Origin of the sequence: Chitinophaga qingshengii, from assembly GCF_014529935.1 — a bacterium.
Lineage (GTDB): Bacteria > Bacteroidota > Bacteroidia > Chitinophagales > Chitinophagaceae > Chitinophaga > Chitinophaga qingshengii.
On the sequence record NZ_JACVFC010000004.1, the window covers coordinates 439,189 to 457,234 of the forward strand.

General features: G+C 49.2%; 10 protein-coding genes. 8 read left to right on the forward strand and 2 right to left on the reverse strand.

All coding sequences use genetic code 11. From position 1 onward, the window contains the following. Positions 1–61 precede the first annotated feature (61 nt). Positions 62–634 carry an RNA polymerase sigma factor gene (locus ICL07_RS26275; RefSeq protein WP_188091032.1) on the reverse strand — a complete coding sequence of 191 codons (573 nt, stop codon included), beginning with the start codon at positions 632–634 and terminating at the stop codon, positions 62–64. A gap of 325 nt (positions 635–959) precedes the next feature. Between ICL07_RS26275 and uvrA the strand changes: the two genes are divergently transcribed. Then, on the forward strand, positions 960–3,776 hold the full coding sequence (gene uvrA, locus ICL07_RS26280) for an excinuclease ABC subunit UvrA (protein WP_188091033.1): 2,817 nt from the start codon (positions 960–962) through the stop codon (positions 3,774–3,776). Positions 3,777–3,860: 84 nt separating this feature from the next. Here uvrA and ICL07_RS26285 read toward each other — a convergent pair whose 3' ends face one another. Beyond that, positions 3,861–4,301: a DUF4293 domain-containing protein gene (locus ICL07_RS26285; RefSeq protein ID WP_188091034.1), complete on the reverse strand. Its 441-nt coding sequence runs from the start codon at positions 4,299–4,301 to the stop codon at positions 3,861–3,863. A 147-nt stretch (positions 4,302–4,448) separates the two neighbouring features. Here ICL07_RS26285 and ICL07_RS26290 point away from each other — a divergent pair, with 147 nt between their 5' ends. The 7 genes from ICL07_RS26290 (at position 4,449) to ICL07_RS26320 (ending at position 17,944) form a co-directional block, all read left to right on the forward strand. Continuing rightward, the gene (locus ICL07_RS26290; protein ID WP_188091035.1) at positions 4,449–6,770 is read left to right on the forward strand and encodes an NADP-dependent malic enzyme; all 2,322 of its coding nucleotides are present in this window, start codon (positions 4,449–4,451) and stop codon (positions 6,768–6,770) included. Between the two features lie 184 nt (positions 6,771–6,954). Next, entirely contained in the window at positions 6,955–7,986 is a 1,032-nt protein-coding gene (locus ICL07_RS26295) for a hypothetical protein (protein WP_188091036.1), read from the forward strand. Positions 7,987–8,048: 62 nt separating this feature from the next. Continuing rightward, entirely contained in the window at positions 8,049–8,792 is a 744-nt protein-coding gene (locus tag ICL07_RS26300) for an MlaE family ABC transporter permease (protein ID WP_188091037.1), read from the forward strand. A 2-nt stretch (positions 8,793–8,794) separates the two neighbouring features. After that, positions 8,795–9,619 carry an ABC transporter ATP-binding protein gene (locus ICL07_RS26305; RefSeq protein WP_188091038.1) on the forward strand — a complete coding sequence of 275 codons (825 nt, stop codon included), beginning with the start codon at positions 8,795–8,797 and terminating at the stop codon, positions 9,617–9,619. 120 nt (positions 9,620–9,739) lie between these two features. Beyond that, on the forward strand, positions 9,740–10,627 hold the full coding sequence (sucD, locus tag ICL07_RS26310; RefSeq protein ID WP_188091039.1) for a succinate--CoA ligase subunit alpha: 888 nt from the start codon (positions 9,740–9,742) through the stop codon (positions 10,625–10,627). 198 nt (positions 10,628–10,825) lie between these two features. After that, positions 10,826–16,804, forward strand: coding sequence for an alpha-2-macroglobulin family protein (locus ICL07_RS26315; RefSeq protein WP_188091040.1), 5,979 nt, complete (start codon positions 10,826–10,828; stop codon positions 16,802–16,804). Between the two features lie 90 nt (positions 16,805–16,894). Beyond that, positions 16,895–17,944 (forward strand): NAD(P)/FAD-dependent oxidoreductase, encoded by a 1,050-nt coding sequence (locus ICL07_RS26320; protein WP_188091041.1) that lies wholly within the window; start codon positions 16,895–16,897, stop codon positions 17,942–17,944. Positions 17,945–18,046: the final 102 nt, after the last annotated feature.

The window sequence follows — 18,046 nt, forward strand, 5'->3', positions numbered from 1 at the left end:
TAACGAGCGGTCGGACATTACATCCGGCCGCCCGCTGCTGGCAAGCAAAAAAAAGGGTCGTTCATAGACAAATTTGCTTCTCCGTCATCATCTTCCGGAGATTGATCAGGCCATATCTCATACGACCCAAGGCGGTATTGATACTCACTTGCGTGAGATCTGCAATTTCTTTAAAACTTAGTTCTGCATAATGTCTCAGGATGATTACTTCGCGTTGCTCTTCCGGTAACATGTCCAGCATGATCCGAACGCGATCGTGGCTCTGGCGGGTCATGATCTTATCTTCCACGCAGCTGTCGCTGAAGCCCAGTACATCGAAAATATCTTTATCGTCGCCGGTTTTGATCATCGGCGTCCGCTTGATCTTTCTAAAGTGGTCTACACACAGGTTGTGAGCAATACGCATCGCCCAGGGTAAAAATTTCCCCTTCTCGGTATAGCGTTCAGCGCGGATCGTGTCGATGATTTTGATGAAAGTATCCTGGAAAATATCTTCCGCCAGAAAGGAATCCTTCACAAGCAACAATATGGAAGTGTACACCTTGTCTTTATGACGGTGAACCAATTCCTCCAATGCTGAAGTGTGGCCTTTCTTAAAAAGGGTAATCAACTGCTCGTCGCACAATTTGTACATTATTTGCATAAACTTCTACAACTAGAACGGGTTAGTAAATAAATACAGATTTTACAGCCTGTTGGTTGTTTAATTAGCGTAAAGTTTAGGCGATAATGAGCAGTTTTAAGCGTTAAAGATTTTGTTACAATTCCAAGGTATAGAAAACGTTCTATGCAAATATAAAAGAATACTTCAATAAAACAAATATTAAAAATAGCTTTTCAGCCCTTGGAGATTAGCTTTTAGCCATTTTGGGGTTTGTTGTTCCGGTTAATTTTCTGTGAATGAATTCACTCGTCATTTACTATTCAACTAACATCTTTTCCCTTAAATTTGTTCTGTCATGGCAACAAAACTCAAGAAAAAAGAAACCATCATTGATCCTCAGCAGGTTAACCCGCAGGACAGTATCTTCATAAAAGGCGCCAGGGTCCACAATCTCAAGAATGTGAGCGTCTCCATCCCCCGCAATAAAATGGTGGTGGTGACCGGCGTTTCCGGTTCGGGAAAATCCTCCCTGACCATGGACACTCTCTACGCGGAAGGACAACGCCGCTACGCGGAAAGCCTTAGCTCCTACGCCCGCCAGTTCCTCATGCGGATGAACAAACCGGATGTGGACTATATTAAAGGCATCTGCCCGGCCATCGCGATAGAACAAAAGGTGATCACCCGAACGCCCCGGTCTACCGTAGGCTCTATGACGGAGATCTACGATTATCTCCGCCTGTTGTTTGGCCGCGTCGGGAAAACCTATTCCCCCGTGTCCGGCCAGCTCGTGAAAAAACATGAAGTGGCGGATGTAGTGGACTATATCAGTCAACTCGAACACGGCGCTAAAGTATTGCTGCTGGTGCCTTTCCGCCGGCATGCAAAACGCGATGTGAAAGAGGAGCTGAATATCCTGATGCAGAAAGGGTTCTCCCGTTTGTATGCTCCATCAGCCGGAGGCAACGGCCTGCTGCGCATCGAAGAACTGATGGAACAAAAGAAACCGGCTGTGCCCGCGGATGCATGGGTGCTGATAGACAGGCTGGTTGTCAAAGATTTTGAAGAAGACGATAAACACCGTATAGCCGATAGCGTTCAAACCGCTTTTTACGAAGGAGAAGGCGATTGTAATGTAGAAGTGAACGGTACAGAGATGACCCACTTCGCTAACCGTTTTGAACTGGACGGTATCCAGTTTGAGGAACCGGTGCCGAATCTTTTTTCCTTCAACAATCCCTACGGCGCTTGCCCTACCTGCGAGGGCTTCGGCCAGGTGCTGGGTATCGATGCCGATCTCGTGATCCCCGACAAACGCCTGAGCGTTTTTGAAGGCGCCGTGGCGCCGTGGAGAGGCGAGAAAATGGGCGAATACAAGGAAGCGCTGATCAAAGTAGCCCGTAAGTTCGGATTCCCCGTGCACAAACCGATTGCAGACCTCACGGATGAACAGGTGCAGCTGCTGTGGACCGGCAACGAACACTTCTACGGCCTGAATGAGTTCTTCAAAATGGTAGAGCAAAATCTCTACAAAGTACAATACCGCGTATTACAGGCACGCTACCGCGGACGTACCGTTTGCCCGGAATGCGGCGGCGGCCGTTTACGGAAAGAAGCGCTGTATATCCGCGTGGGCGACAGCAATATCGCCCGGCTGGTAGACATGCCGGTGGCCGACCTGAAAAACTGGTTCGATAACCTGCAACTCAACGACTACGACCAACAGGTAGCCAAACGTATCCTGTTTGAAATTAACCACCGGTTGAAAACCTTGCTGGATGTAGGGTTAGGATACCTGACGCTCAATAGGGTGGCTAATACTCTCAGTGGTGGCGAAAGTCAGCGTATTCAACTGACCCGCACCCTGGGCAGTAACCTGACCAACTCCATGTACATTCTCGATGAACCGAGCATTGGTCTGCATGCCCGCGATACGCACCGCCTCATCAAGGTATTGAAAGAGCTGCGCGATCTGGGTAACACCGTGGTGATTGTGGAACACGACGAACAGATCATGGAGGAGGCCGACTATATCATCGATATGGGGCCGCTGGCCAGTCACCTGGGCGGCGAAGTGATTTTTGCCGGTACCTACCCGGAAATACTGGAAGATGGTAAAAGCCTTACTGGTAAATACCTGAGCGGCAACCTCCGGATAGAGCCGCCGCTGAAACTGCGTAAATGGAAAAAAGCCATCACGCTCGAAGGTTGTCGTCAACATAACCTGAAAGATATTACCGTGGATTTCCCGCTGGAAGTACTGACAGTGGTGACAGGTGTGAGCGGTTCAGGTAAAACCACGCTGGTAAAGCAGATCCTGTACCCTGCCCTCATGAAACTGAAAGGCGAGTTTGCGGAAAGAGTGGGATACCACAAAGCACTGAAAGGCGCGGTGGATGATATCACCCAGATAGAAATGGTGGACCAGAACCCGATCGGTAAATCTTCCCGTTCCAACCCGGTTACCTATATCAAGGCATACGATGAAATCCGCGACCTGTATGCGAAGCAGCCGCTGAGCAAAATGCGTGGTTTCCAGCCTAAACATTTTTCCTTCAACGTAGACGGCGGCCGTTGCGACGCTTGTAAAGGAGAAGGAGAAGTGATCGTTGAAATGCAGTTCCTCGCAGACGTACACCTGCTGTGCGAAAGCTGTGGTGGTAAACGTTTTAAGGATGAAGTGCTGGAAGTGACCTACAAGGGCAAAAATATCTACGAAGTGCTGGAACTGGGTGTGGACGAGGCTTTGGAATTCTTCAAAGATGAAAAGGATGTATGTAATAAGATCCGTCCTTTGAGCGATGTAGGCTTAGGTTACGTGAAACTGGGCCAAAGCAGCGATACCCTGAGTGGTGGCGAGGCGCAGCGTGTGAAACTGGCTTCTTTCCTGGGTAAGGGCAAGGCACAGGGGAAAATCCTGTTTATCTTCGACGAACCCACTACGGGCCTGCATTTCCATGATATCAAAAAACTGCTGGATTCCTTCAATGCGTTGATAGACCAGGGCCATACCGTACTGGTGATTGAGCATAACCTGGATGTGATCCGCAATGCCGACTGGCTGATTGATTTAGGGCCGGAAGGCGGCGCCGGCGGCGGAAACCTGTTGTATACAGGCGTGCCGGAAGGATTGAAAAAAGTGAAGGAAAGTTATACCGCTAAATTTCTCTGAGAGAGATGAAAAATATCCAATAAAAAAGAGGGCTGGTCAGTGATGATCAGTCCTCTCTTTTTGTTGGGCTATATTGAAGTGTGTTTATCTGAGTCTGTCCAGTGATTTGATCAGTTTCTCATCTTTATAGATGCCTCTGGCGGCCATAAAAAGGAGTATGATCATCAATACCGGAAGAAATGCCGGGAACTGGAACGAACCGGTGGCTACCGGTGTCCCGCTGGCGGCAAATTTGTTGCCCGTTTCCTTTACCGTGTAATAGGTGTAACCCAGTGCAGCAAAGGCAAACAGGATATTGAAAATAGTGAGGCGGAATTGCAGTTTTCTCTTTTTAAAGAGGAAAATGCAGAAAAGTGCTAACAGGATGATGATCACGTACAGCACGAATAACAGGTAATTGCTGGAGGCATTGACGGATATGGCGGTTCCATTGCTCAGCTTGGCTGTCCACAGGTTAAATGACAGTGTGGCGGCTCCGGCTCCGGCAGCCAACAGCAGGTAAAGACTCTGAATACGTTGTATCATGATATTTGTGAATGTTTAACGGGGTAAAAGTAAGCAAATTTAGTGGTTGAAAAGTGCAATATCTGATAACTGACTGCGGATTTTGATAGTCCGTATAGTGTAATACTTCGTATATTGCACGCCCAATAACAATCTTTTATATTTTATATGGCAAGAAAACTGAATAAGCAGGATGCGTTGGACTATCATGCAAAGGGAAGGCCGGGCAAAATTGAAGTAATACCTACGAAAGATACTAAGACTCAATGGGACCTTTCACTGGCCTATTCTCCGGGCGTAGCGGAACCTTGCAAGGAGATTCACAGAGATGTAGAAAATGTTTATAAATATACTGCCAAAGGCAACCTGGTAGGGGTTATCAGCAATGGTACCGCTGTATTGGGCCTGGGCGATATCGGTCCGGAAGCGGGTAAACCGGTGATGGAAGGAAAGGCTGTGCTGTTCAAGATATTCGCTGATATCGACGTATTTGATATTGAACTGAATACTAAAGATCCGGATAGCTTCGTAGCGGCTGTAAAAGCGCTGGAACCTACCTTCGGTGGTATCAACCTGGAAGATATCAAAAGCCCTGAGTGCTTTGAAATCGAAGACAGGCTGCGTAAAGAGCTGAAAATACCGGTGATGCACGACGATCAGCACGGTACCGCCATCATTTCTGCGGCCGCACTGCTCAACGCACTGGACCTGGTGAAGAAAAAAGTTGACAAAGTTAAAATAGTGGTAAACGGTGCCGGCGCCGCTGCCATGGCTTGTGTGAAACTGTACGTGGCACTGGGAGCCAAACCGGAAAACTTCATCCTGTTCGATAAGGACGGCGTACTGAATAAATCCCGTACCGACCTTACTGAGCGTCACATGCAGTTTGCCACCACTTCCAAAATAACCACCCTGGTGGAAGCCATGAAAGGCGCCGACGTATTCCTCGGTCTTTCTGTAGGTAACGTGGTAACGCCGGAGATGATTAAAAGCATGGCAAAAAATCCCATCGTATTTGCGATGGCTAACCCTGACCCGGAAATCGCCTACGACACTGCAATTGCCGCTCGTCCGGATATCATCATGGCTACCGGCCGCTCCGATTATCCTAACCAGGTTAACAACGTACTCGGATTCCCTTATATCTTCCGTGGTGCGCTGGACGTGAGAGCTACCCAGATCAACGAAGCCATGAAACTGGCCGCTGTAAGGGCGCTTGCCGAACTGGCCAAATCTCCCGTGCCGGATATCGTGAACCTGGCCTATAACGAAAGAAACATCGTTTTCGGACCTAAATATATTATTCCTAAACCGCTGGACCCACGCCTGTTAAGCACCGTGGCGCCTGCCGTAGCGAAAGCTGCCATGGAAAGCGGTGTAGCGCACAATCCCATCACCGACTGGGAAGCCTATAAAGTGGAACTCAACAACCGTCTGGGCCTGGACAACCAGCTGTTCCGGGTAATCGGTACCAAAGCCCGCCGCGATCCCCGCAAGGTGGTGTTTGCGGAAGCCGACAACGTAAAAATCCTGAAAGCTGCACAGGTAGTGAACGACGAAGGTATCGCCTTCCCGATCCTGCTGGGTAATGAGGCCCGCATCCGTCAGCTCATGCTGGAAAACTCCATCGAAATCGATGATGTGGTGATCATCGACCCGAAAAGCGACGAAATGCAGGCAAAACGCCACCAGTTTGGCGACCTCTTCTTCGAAAAACGCAAACGTAAAGGCTTTAACCATTACGAAGCCCGCAAAATCATGCGCGAACGTAACTACTTCGGCTGCATGATGGTGGAAACCGGTGAAGCAGATGCCCTCATTTCCGGTCTTACCCGTAAATACCCAGATACCATCCGTCCGGCCCTGCAGGTAATTGGTATGGAAGAAGGTGCAAAACGTGTGGCGGGTATGTATATCATCAATACCAAACGCGGTCCGCTGTTCCTGGCTGATACCACCGTAAACTTTAATCCTACCGCTGAAGAACTGGCTGATATCACCCTGATGGTGGCCAAAGAAGTGAAACACTTCAATATCACCCCGCGTATCGCCATGTTATCTTATTCCAACTTCGGCTCCAGCCAAACGCCGGAAGCCCAGCTGGTAGCTAAGGCCCGCGAAATCGTGAAACAACGTGAACCGTCACTGGTAGTAGATGGTGAAATCCAGGCTGCTATGGCTTTCAACAAAGAAATCCTGAAAGACAACTATCCGTTTACCGAATTGATGAACGAGGAAGTGAATACCCTGATCTTCCCGAACCTCACCGCCGGTAACGTAGCCTACAACCTGCTCCAGGAAGTGGCCGGCTTCGACGCCATCGGTCCGGTACTGCTGGGTATGAAAAAACCGGTGCACATCCTGCAACTGGGTAGCACGGTAAGGCAGATCGTTAACATGGTGAACATCGCCGTGGTAGACGCTCAGGAGAAATGCCGCAAGGTAGCCGAGTGCAAAGAGGAGGCGAAAAAGAAGTCACGCAAAGGATAATAAGACAAATTTTATAATAGTTAAGAACGCAAAGGAGCGGAGATCACCTGGTAGATTAACAGGTGGTTTCCCCTCCTTTTCTTTTATAAAAAGTGACTAACTTTATAGCAATTGGTTAAATGCGATCTCGCGGCAGATTTCCGCTCCTTTGCGTTCTTACTATTATCTTATTATCCTTTGCGTGATGCAGTCAATTTCCAAAAAGAAGATATTTTTCCCGATCAACGAGGCTTTCCGTAAATACCTTAAACTGTACGAACGGGAAGTGAAGCTGCCACTAACCTATCAGGAACTGCGCTATTATGAGCATTCCATTTCCGTATATGACAAAGAGGGTAAAGATACCCTGTGGGAAACCGTGTTTTACTCCCAAAGTATGATGGGACCTATACATGCCGGTCTGAAGCGGATTTACTCCATCCTGAAAGCGGGTGGTGATCAGACCGCGGAAGAACACCTGCATATAGAACGCATCGACTACTGCACTTTTGGTAATTCCCATCCTTTCCGCATCAAAATCGTCAATAACTACAACGAGGTGTATGATTATTTCTACATCAAGGTAGCGGATGCATCCCGTATCTATGGCCTGGAGCTGGAACATATCCTGTCGCCCTACTGGATGAACTTCCTGATTGATGGCAACACACTGGTAGAAGAACATATTGCCGGGGTGCCGGGCGATCAGTTTATCCTGCATTACCTGGACCGCCTGGATTTTAACCCCAAACGTATTGCCAAGGAGTTTGTGAAATTCAACGAACGTTGTTTTGTGCGGCTGCTGGGTGACATGCGCTCCTATAATTTTATTATCGATATCACCCCGGATTTTGATGATGTACAATTCCGTATCCGGGCTATTGACTTCGACCAGCAGTTTTATGAAGGCCGGCGCACCTTGTATATGCCGCAGTTCTTCAAGGAGAACCGGGTATTTGTGGAACTGGCTATGAAACACCTCAATGCAGAAGTAGTAAAGCAGTACCAGCAGGAAGAGCGGGCGTTGATAGCCCGCAGGCTGAAGGTACAGCGCCACCGTATCAAAGACCTGCGCGATGTGATTATGACCGACAGGGTATCTTTCCCTGAGAAGGTGCAGCAGCTGGGCGATGAACTGGCAGCCTATTATCACGATCCTGTTTTTTCCCGGTGCAAAACCATGGGTGAAATTATCGAGCGTAGTTTAAAACGCTTACTGGTAGGTAGTTTACGTTAACCGTACCATAAAATCTTAAATTCGGATCTGATTGGCAAAATCATTCATATCTTTGACCAGCTATGGAATTCAGATTCTTTTATCACTTTGGAAACTTTTTGCTGATGCTGAAAGGCATGTTTTCCCGCCCGGAAAACATGCGATTGTACTGGAAACAGTTTATGCAGCAGTGTGTAGATATTGGCGTAGGGTCGTTCGGGATAGTATTCATCATCTCCCTGTTCATGGGTGGGGTTACCACCCTTCAAACCGCTTACCAGCTGGTAAGTCCTATCATTCCTAGAAGCACCATTGCACAGGTTGTGCGGGATACCATCATTCTGGAATTTGCGCCCACCCTTACCAGTATTGTACTGGCCGGGGTGATCGGCTCCAAAATAGCTTCAGAGCTGGGGAATATGCGTATCTCTGAACAGATAGATGCGCTGGAGATCATGGGTATCAATACCAAAGGGTACCTGATCATGCCTAAAATCCTGGCGGCCACGCTGATGATTCCGGTGCTGGTAGCCATCGCGGGTTTCCTGGGTATCTGGGGTGGTAAGGAAGCAGGGGTGCTGTCCGGCGTACTTTCCGGCGAACAATTTATGATGGGGCTGCGACAGGAGTTTAAGGCTTATAACGTATTTTTCGCCATGGCTAAATCCTATACGTTTGGGTTTATTATTGCCAGTGTGTCGGCCTATTATGGATATAATGTACAGGGCGGCGCCCTGGAAATCGGTAAGGCCAGCACCACCGCTGTGGTAGTGAGCTGCGTACTGATATTATTTATGGACTACGCATTAACGGCTATATTACTGTAATCATGATTGAACTGAAAGATATAACCAAAGGCTTTGGAGATAAGAAGATACTGAAAGGCGTTTCGGCCGTTATGGAGTCCGGTAAGGTTAACCTGATTATCGGCTCCAGCGGCAGCGGTAAGACTGTCATGATGAAGTGTATCGTGGGCCTGATGGAAGTAGATACCGGTACTATCCTGTATGATAACCAGGACTTCACCGCCATGGATGCCCACGCCAAAAAGGAAGTCCGCCAGCAAATCGGTATGCTGTTCCAGGGTTCGGCCCTGTTTGACAGTATGACGGTAGAACAAAATGTGATGTTCCCCCTGGAAATGTTCAGCAAAGACTCTTTAAAAACGAGAAAGAAGCGGGTGGAGGAGTGCCTGGAAAGGGTGCAGCTGAAAGATGCCGCCAAAAAATTCCCTGCGGAAATCAGCGGCGGGATGAAAAAAAGGGTGGGGATTGCCCGGGCTATCGTACTGAATCCCAAATACCTGTTCTGCGACGAACCCAACTCCGGCCTGGACCCTCAGACTTCCCTGCTGATAGATCAGCTGATCAAGGAGCTTACCCAGGAATACAATATCACCACAGTTATTAACACCCATGACATGAACACCGTAATGGAAAGCGGCGACCACATTGTATATATGTATCAGGGGCAGAAACAATGGGAGGGGAGCAATAAAGACATTGTATTCAGTAAGGATCAGCAGCTCAACGACTTTATTTTTGCCTCCGAGTTCCTCCGGGAAGCCAAAGAAATGCGCCAGCTCGATATGTTTAAGGATGGTAAATGGAAGGAGCACCTGGACGAACAGCTGAAACGGGACGGTAAAAAGTAGGTTCCGGCATTTGGTAGCTTTATCTTAAAGGCACTAAATTGCAGATTTATGGAAATCGGCTTATTTTTGCCGCACCTAAAGAAGAAACATATAAAATAATAAACCAATAAAACAAGCGCGATGAGTGTTTTAGTTAATAAGGATAGCAAAGTGATCGTGCAGGGATTTACCGGTACAGAAGGTACTTTCCATGCTACACAGATGATCGAATACGGAACTCAGGTTGTAGGCGGTGTTACGCCCGGTAAAGGCGGTACTTCCCACCTCGAGCGCCCGGTGTTCAATACCGTGGCTGACGCGGTAAAAGCAACCGGTGCTAATGTGTCTATCATTTTTGTACCGCCGGCATTCGCCGCGGACGCCATCATGGAAGCTACCGAAGCCGGTATTGCCCTGGTAGTATGTATTACGGAAGGTATCCCTGTTCAGGACATGATCAAGGCGAAAAACTTCCTGCAAGGGTCCAATACCCGCCTCATCGGGCCTAACTGCCCCGGTGTTATCACCGCTGAAGAAGCAAAAGTAGGTATCATGCCTGGCTTTATCTTCAAAAAAGGCAGAATCGGTATCGTATCTAAATCCGGTACCCTGACTTACGAAGCTGCTGATCAGGTAGTTAAAGCTGGTCTGGGTGTTTCCACCGCTATCGGTATCGGTGGCGACCCGATCATCGGTACCCCTACTAAAGATGCGGTAGAACTGCTGATGAACGATCCTGAAACCGACGGTATCATCATGATCGGTGAAATCGGTGGTAGCATGGAAGCAGAAGCTGCCCGCTGGATCAAAGAATACGGTACTAAACCAGTGGTAGGCTTCATCGCCGGCCAGACAGCGCCTCCGGGCCGCCGTATGGGCCACGCCGGTGCGATCATCGGTGGTGCCGAAGATACTGCTGCCGCTAAAATGAAAATTATGGCTGAATGTGGCGTTACCGTTGTGGAAAGCCCTGCTAACATCGGTAAAACCATGGCTGAAGTGCTGAGCAAAAAAACAGCAATGGCTTAATCAGCTTAGCCTGATATATTTGAAAAGGTGAAAAGTGAAGCGGGTCCCCCATCACTTTTCACCTTTTTTTTAACCCCCATTGTGGAAACCTGTGTAATACCTGCATCCTGTACAAAAAGACTAACTTACCCGTAAATAGCGATATATATGCGTTTATGCCTCTCATTATTCATTGTTTTATTCTTAACCAACAGCGTGATGGCTCAGACCTATTATGACAATGCCTGGAAGAAAGTGACCGCCCTGGAAGAGAAGGGACTGCCTAAATCGGCGCAGGAAGAAGCGGACCGGATCTACGCTCAGGCGGTGAAGGACAAACTGTCTGCCCAACAACTCAAAGCGCTCATCTACCAGATGAAGTATACCGACCAGGTGAGCGACAGCAGTATCCAACAGAATCTGGAAAAAATCAATCAGAAAATTGCGGCGGCTGCCGGAGCGCAACAAGCCATCCTGCAAAGCATCAAAGGCGAAATACTGCTGAATTATCTCCGCAATAACCGGTACCGGTTCTATAACCGTACCGCTATCGCGGAAGAGAAAGCCGGTCCGGACCTCACCTCCTGGAGCCTGGACTATCTCCACAGCCAGATTACCGCCGCTTACCAGGCTTCCCTGGCCGATAAAGCCACCCTGGAAAAAACACCGGTAGGAGAATTTGATCCCATCCTGGTGAAAGGTGCCAACACCCGCCGGCTTCGCCCCGTGCTGTTCGACCTGCTGGCCCACCGCGCCCTGGATTACTATAAGTCCGGCGAAAATACCCTCACCAAACCGGTGAACCAGTTTGAACTCGACGATCCGGCTGCCTTTGCGCCGGCCGCCACCTTCGCCCGGCACGAATTTACCGCCAGCGATAAGTCCTCCCTGCAATATCAGGCTATCCTGCTGCTGCAACAACTGATACGCCTGCACGAAAATGATAAAGCCGCCCTGCTCGATGTTGACCTGGAAAGGATCGCATACATGCAGCAGATTTCTTTGGCAGAAGATAAAACACAACAATACCGTAAGGCGCTGGAACAGATGGCTACTGCCTATAACAGCGAAAAAGAAGTGACCGGCGTACTGGCCCTGTTGGCCAATACCTACATCGGCAACGCATTGTACAACAGTGAGAAACCCGACACTACTGCCGACCTGAAAAAGGCCAAAGAAATATGTGAACAGGCTATCCAAAAAGGCCCCGGTACCCAAGGCGCAGTGGACTGCCACAACCTGCTGAGAGAGATCCAATCGCAGGCGCTTGAACTGGTAACGGAGAAGGTAAACATCCCATCGCTTCCTTTCCGGACACTGGTGAAATATAAAAACACTGATAAAATATACCTGCGTGTATTAGCGGTAGACGAAACCTTTATGGCTACGCTCCGCGCGGCGCAGAATGATTACCGCGACCGGCAAAACCGCTATTGGCAACTGCTGTTGGGCAAAAAACCGCTGAAAGCCTGGGAACAAACACTCCCCGACCCGAAAGATTATAAACACCATGCGGCGGAAATTAAGATCGATGCCCTGCCCGCCGGACATTACATTGTCCTGGCAAGCACCAAATCCGGCTTCGATCTGAAAGAAAATCCCATGGCAGTGCAGTTTAGCTGGGTCTCCAATATCAGCTACCTGGAAAGCAATACCCGCTTCGTAGCGCTGGACCGCAGCAGTGGCAAACCGCTGGCAGGTACTAAACTATCCGCCTATTCCCAGGAATACCAAAACGGCCAGGAGAAATGGACATTGCTGCAATCTACCGTTACCGGTGCGGATGGCAGCGCTGAATTAAGTGCAAAGAATACCAACCGCTCTGTGCGCCTGAAATGGGAACGCCAGGGAGATATGCTGTTCCTGGATGATTATAACTACCTCTACAACTACAATACAGATAACAAGGCAGAAAAGAAATCGCGCCTGTTCCTGTTCACCGACAGAGCTATTTATCGTCCCGGTCAAACCCTCTATTTCAAAGGAATTGTACTGCAGCATGAAGCGGGTAAAAATACCAGCACAGTAGTAGCGGGTCTGAAATCGACCCTCACCCTGTACGATGTCAATAACGAAAAGGTAGATTCGATTGTAGTGACATCCAACGAGTTCGGGTCTTTCTCCGGCAAGTTTGTACTGCCGGAAGGCCGTCTGAATGGTATCTACTCTATGCGGGACAGTAAAAATAATGGTGGTCAGTCTTTCCGCGTGGAAGAATACAAACGGCCTAAGTTTTATGTAGAATTTGATACGCTGAAAGGTAGTTATCGTTTAGGCGAAACCGTTACTGCCAAAGCCAAAGCGTTGGCCTATGCCGGTAATAACATTAACGGCGCTATCGTAAAATACCGCGTAGAGAGAAGGACCCGTTACCCTTATCTCTGGCTGTTCAGAGGCTATCTGCCTACCACCGCTTCCCGCGAAATTGCCCATGGTGAAACCACTACCGATGAGAACGGACACTTCACGGTAAATTTCCCGCTGCTGGCAGATAAAACGGTGTCTCCCGATCACAAACCGATTTTCACCTACGTGGTATCCGCTGATGTGACAGACCTGAACGGCGAAACACGCAGTGCCGAACAAACTATCAACGCCGGTTACCAGTCCCTGGAGATCAGCGTCGGCGTACCGGAAAAAACGGAAGCATCAGCCCTGAAAAAGGCCTACATCGCTACCCGTAACCTGAATGGTACTTTTGAACCCGCCTCCATCAAAGTGGCCTTGCAACCACTGGAGCCGGGCAAACGCCTGCTGCGTCCCCGCTACTGGGAACAGGCCGACCAGTTCGTGATTTCCAAAGCTGCTTATATCAAGGATTTCCCTGCGGATATTTATGATAATGAAGACAAACAGGAGAACTGGGCCCGTAAACAGGCTGTATGGGAACAACAGCTCACCAGCACTGCCAACGGCGAAGTAGCGATCGATACTAAAAAATTAACTCCCGGTTACTATGAGCTGGTGGTAAGTGCTACCGATAAAAACGGTCAACCGGTGGTACAGAAAGCTGTATTTGAACTGGTAGACGCTAAGGCCAAAACACTGGCTACGCCCACTTATTTGTGGGCCTATCAGCCGGCTGACAGCACAGAACCCGGTAAAAAAGCAGCGGTGCTGCTGGGATCTTCTGCGCAGGACCTGTACGTATTACAGAGCCTTACCCGTGTGAACCAATCTGCTCAACGTTCTAATTTCACCCTGAGCGGTATAAAACAACTGGATTACAACGCTACCGAAGAGGACAGAGGCGGTATGCTGCTGCAGTATGTTTTTGTAAAAGATAACCGCGTATTCGCCACCCGGGAACAGATCAACATTCCCTGGGATAATAAAATGCTGGATATCAAAATAGGTACCCACCGTGATAAACTGCTGCCTGGTGAAAAAGAAAAATGGAGCGTGGAAATAGCTGGCAGTAAAGGCGAAAAAGCAGCCACTGAAATGCTGGCTTCTATGTACGACGCATCGCTGGATGCCTTTGTACCGCACCACTGGAGCACGCCGGACATCTATCCAACCATTATGCCTTATGGCAACAATGAGTACAATGGCCAGAACAACTTCTGGATGATCACTTCCCAGTATTATTTTGAGACAGACAAACAAGGACTGGCCGCTAAGGAAAAAAGCTATGATGCGCTCGATTTCTTCGGCTGGGGAATGTCTGAAAACAGGGTGATGTATAAAAGGAGTTTAGCTGGCAGGGCTGCTGGCGTGGCGATGTCAGCAGCAGCGCCTCCATCTCCGGCAGCACCGCTTGCCAAAGACGAGAGAATGAGAGAAGTCCAATCCATTGATGCTAAAGCAGTGGCCGATAAGCTCGAAGAAACACCACAAAAACAGGACAACGCCGGCAATGTCGCACTCCGAAAGGACTTCCGGGAAACTGCTTTCTTCCTGCCGGAACTACGCACCGACAAAAACGGCAACGTCTCTTTTGAATTCACCATGCCGGAAGCCCTCACCAAATGGAACTTCCAGGGATTGGCCCATACAAAAGACGCTGCTTTCGGTAGTGTAAACGCCAGCATCGTTACACAGAAACAATTGATGGTAGTGCCCAACGCACCGCGTTTCGTAAGAGCCGGTGATAAAATTGACTTCACCGCCAAAGTGAGCAACCTGACAGACGCACAGCTGATCGGACAAGCTCACCTGGAACTGTTGGATGCTGCTACCATGCAGCCGGTAGATGGCTGGTTCCAGAACATCTTCCCGGTACAGCATTTCACGGCTAAAGCAGGACAAAGCACTGTAGTAACCTTCCAGTTGCAGGTGCCGAACAACTTCACCAGCGCGTTACTGTACCGCGTTACCGCACAGTCGGGCAACTACAGCGATGGAGAGGAAAACGCACTGCCGGTGCTCACCAATTCCATACTGGTAACAGAAGCCCTGCCGCTGCCGGTGCGTGGTGATGGCACACATAGCTTCAGCTTCGATAAGCTGGCAAAATCCGGGGAGTCTTCCACACTGCGCCAGCAGGGCATCACCGTAGAATACACCAGCAACCCGGCCTGGTACGCCGTACAGGCGTTACCGTACCTGATGGAATATCCGTATGATTGTTCCGAACAGGTATTTAACCGCTATTATGCCAATGCGCTGGCTACCCATATTGCCAACACGGTACCAGGTATTCAAAAGGTTTTTGAAAGATGGAAAACCACGGATACTGCTGCTCTGTTGAGCAACCTGCAGAAAAATGAAGAACTGAAATCCCTGTTGTTGCAACAAACACCATGGGTATTGGAAGCGAAGAATGAAGCGCAGCAAAAGAAAAACATCGCGCTGCTGTTTGATCTGCAACGCATGCAGCGGGAAAGAAAAACAGCGTTGAACCAACTGGCTTCCAAACAACAGTCAGACGGCTCTTTCCCCTGGTTCAACGGTATGTGGTCCGACCGTTATATTACCCAGTACATCCTGGCGGGTATCGGTCACCTGCAACAGTTGACTGCCGCGAAAGATCCGGTAGCTGCCAGCATCGCCGACAAAGCCATGCAATACCTGGATATTCAGCTTGACAAAGATTATCACCAGCTGCTCAAAGCAAAGGCTGACCTGAAAAAGCAGCAGATCAACGCGATACAGGTACAATACCTGTACGCCCGCAGCTTCTTTGACCGTCCGGTTCCCAAGGAAATGCAGCCAGCGTTTGACTTCTACGCTGCTCAACAAAAAGCATACTGGACTAAAATGGGTCGATATACACAAGGTATGATTGCCCTGAGCCAGTTCAAAAAAGGTGATAAAGCCACGCCTGCCGCTATCCTGAAATCGCTGAAAGAAAATGCGATCAACAACCCGGAAATGGGTATGTACTGGAAAGATGTAGTAGCCGGTTATGGTTGGCACGAAGCGCCGATAGAAACTCAATCCCTGTTGATAGAGGCCTTTGAGGTAGCTGGTAAAGACAATGCAGCCGTTGCCGATATGAAAACCTGGTTGCTGAAAAACAAACAGACCAACAACTGGAGCACCACCAAAGCTACCGCCGATGCATGTTACGCTATGCTGCTGCAAGGCAGCAACTGGCTCACTGCCAATCCGGAAGTAACGATCCGTCTGGGTCAGGAAACGGTTAGCAGCAAACAGCAGTCCACCGAAGCCGGTACGGGTTACTTCAAACAACAGATTGAAGCGAAAGCGGTGAAACCAGAGATGGGTAATATCAAAGTAACCGTGAAAGACAGCAAAGGTCAACCCACCTGGGGCGCCGTTTACTGGCAATATTTTGAGGAGCTGGATAAAATCACTTCCGCTAAAACGCCGTTGGTACTGGAAAAAGAGCTGTACAAAGAAGTGGCTTCCGATAAAGGCCCCGTCCTCACTAAAATTGCCGATGGCAATGAGTTGAAAGTGGGGGACAAAGTCAAAGTTCGGATCGTGTTGCGTGCCGACAGGACCATGGAATACATCCATCTGAAAGACATGCGCGCCGCCTGCTTTGAGCCGCAAAATGTACTGAGCGGTGCCAAATGGCAGAATGGCCTCAGCTATTATGAAAGCACTAAAGACGCCTCTACAGATTTCTTCTTCAGTTATCTGCCTAAAGGTACTTATGTGTTTGAATATGCCTTGTTCGTGACACATCAGGGTAAATTCTCCAATGGCATCAGTACGGCCCAGTGTATGTATGCGCCGGAGTTCAGCGCGCATAGCGAAGGACTGAATGTGAAAGTAGTGGAATAAGTTTCGCAGATATATTGTTGAAAGCCCGTCTGGTACTACCGGACGGGCTTTCAACTTTTATCCCCTATTTTTACATCTTCAGAAAAGCGTATGACAAGTGTAGATTATATCATTGTAGGACAGGGGATTGCAGGCACTATGCTGAGCTGGTCGTTATGGAAGGCGGGCAAAAAGGTGCTGGTGATCGATGATGCGAAGTTCAACAGTGCATCGCGTGTGGCGGCGGGGATTATCAACCCGGTGTCTGGCCGCCGGTTTGAGCCGGCATGGATGTATGATACCATTTATCCGTTTGCCCGGGATGCTTATCAGCAGGTGTCGGATATATTACAGGTGCCGGTGCTTACGGAGCGGCGCTTATGGAATGTGTTCCCTTCGCAACAGATGTATGATGCCTTTATGAAGAAAGCCGGCGGAGGGCAGTATACCTCCTTACCGGAGCAGCCGGAGTATGAAGATATACTGGACCAGCCGTATGGAGCAGCGATCGTAAAGGGCGCCACCGTCAACCTGCGGGAGCTGTTACCGGCCTGGCGGCAATTTCTGGCCGGTATGGGGGCTTTGCTGGAAACGCACCTGGAGCTGTCTGCGCTGGAAGTAACGGCAACGGGCATACGCTACGGTGATATTGCTGCGAAGAAAATTATTTTCTGTGATGGTATGGCGACGGCGAAAAATCCCTGGTTCAGCAAGCTTACCTTTCTGCCCAACAAGGGCGAGGTGCTGATGGTGCGGGTGCCAGGATTACATACGGCTGATATTATCAAAAAGAGCATCACGCTGGTGCCGTATGGACCGGAGTTGTTCTGGGCGGGGTCTTCTTTTGTATGGGATTATACAGACGACCTGCCTACCGGCAGGCAGCGGGAGGTGTTGGAAAAAAGTCTGCAGCAGTTGCTGAAGGTGCCTTATACCGTGGAGACCCAGCTGGCCGCCGTGCGTCCTTCCGGGAATGACCGCCGTCCGATGATAGGGATGCATCCGGAAATGCCTGCTGTAGGTATCTTTAACGGCCTCGGTACCAAAGGCTGTTCGCTAGCGCCCTTTATGGCGGCTCATTTTACAGAAGTATTGGCTGGAAACGCCCTGCTGATGCCGGAAGTAGACATAAACCGATATTTTAACATCTCCAGGGGGTGAAATGCCCGCTTCATGCCGTATCTTTGCCCACCTTTCAGGTATGGCTGAACAGCTGATCAGTGACAGCAATCCCAAAGGGAATTCAACCATAAAACATTAAAA

Coding starts and splice junctions, on each gene's coding strand:
- ICL07_RS26275 (WP_188091032.1), bottom strand. CDS start 634: ATGTACAAATTGTGCGACGAGCAGTTGATTACCCTTTTTAAGAAAGGC.
- uvrA (WP_188091033.1), top strand. CDS start 960: ATGGCAACAAAACTCAAGAAAAAAGAAACCATCATTGATCCTCAGCAG.
- ICL07_RS26285 (WP_188091034.1), bottom strand. CDS start 4,301: ATGATACAACGTATTCAGAGTCTTTACCTGCTGTTGGCTGCCGGAGCC.
- ICL07_RS26290 (WP_188091035.1), top strand. CDS start 4,449: ATGGCAAGAAAACTGAATAAGCAGGATGCGTTGGACTATCATGCAAAG.
- ICL07_RS26295 (WP_188091036.1), top strand. CDS start 6,955: ATGCAGTCAATTTCCAAAAAGAAGATATTTTTCCCGATCAACGAGGCT.
- ICL07_RS26300 (WP_188091037.1), top strand. CDS start 8,049: ATGGAATTCAGATTCTTTTATCACTTTGGAAACTTTTTGCTGATGCTG.
- ICL07_RS26305 (WP_188091038.1), top strand. CDS start 8,795: ATGATTGAACTGAAAGATATAACCAAAGGCTTTGGAGATAAGAAGATA.
- sucD (WP_188091039.1), top strand. CDS start 9,740: ATGAGTGTTTTAGTTAATAAGGATAGCAAAGTGATCGTGCAGGGATTT.
- ICL07_RS26315 (WP_188091040.1), top strand. CDS start 10,826: ATGGCTCAGACCTATTATGACAATGCCTGGAAGAAAGTGACCGCCCTG.
- ICL07_RS26320 (WP_188091041.1), top strand. CDS start 16,895: ATGACAAGTGTAGATTATATCATTGTAGGACAGGGGATTGCAGGCACT.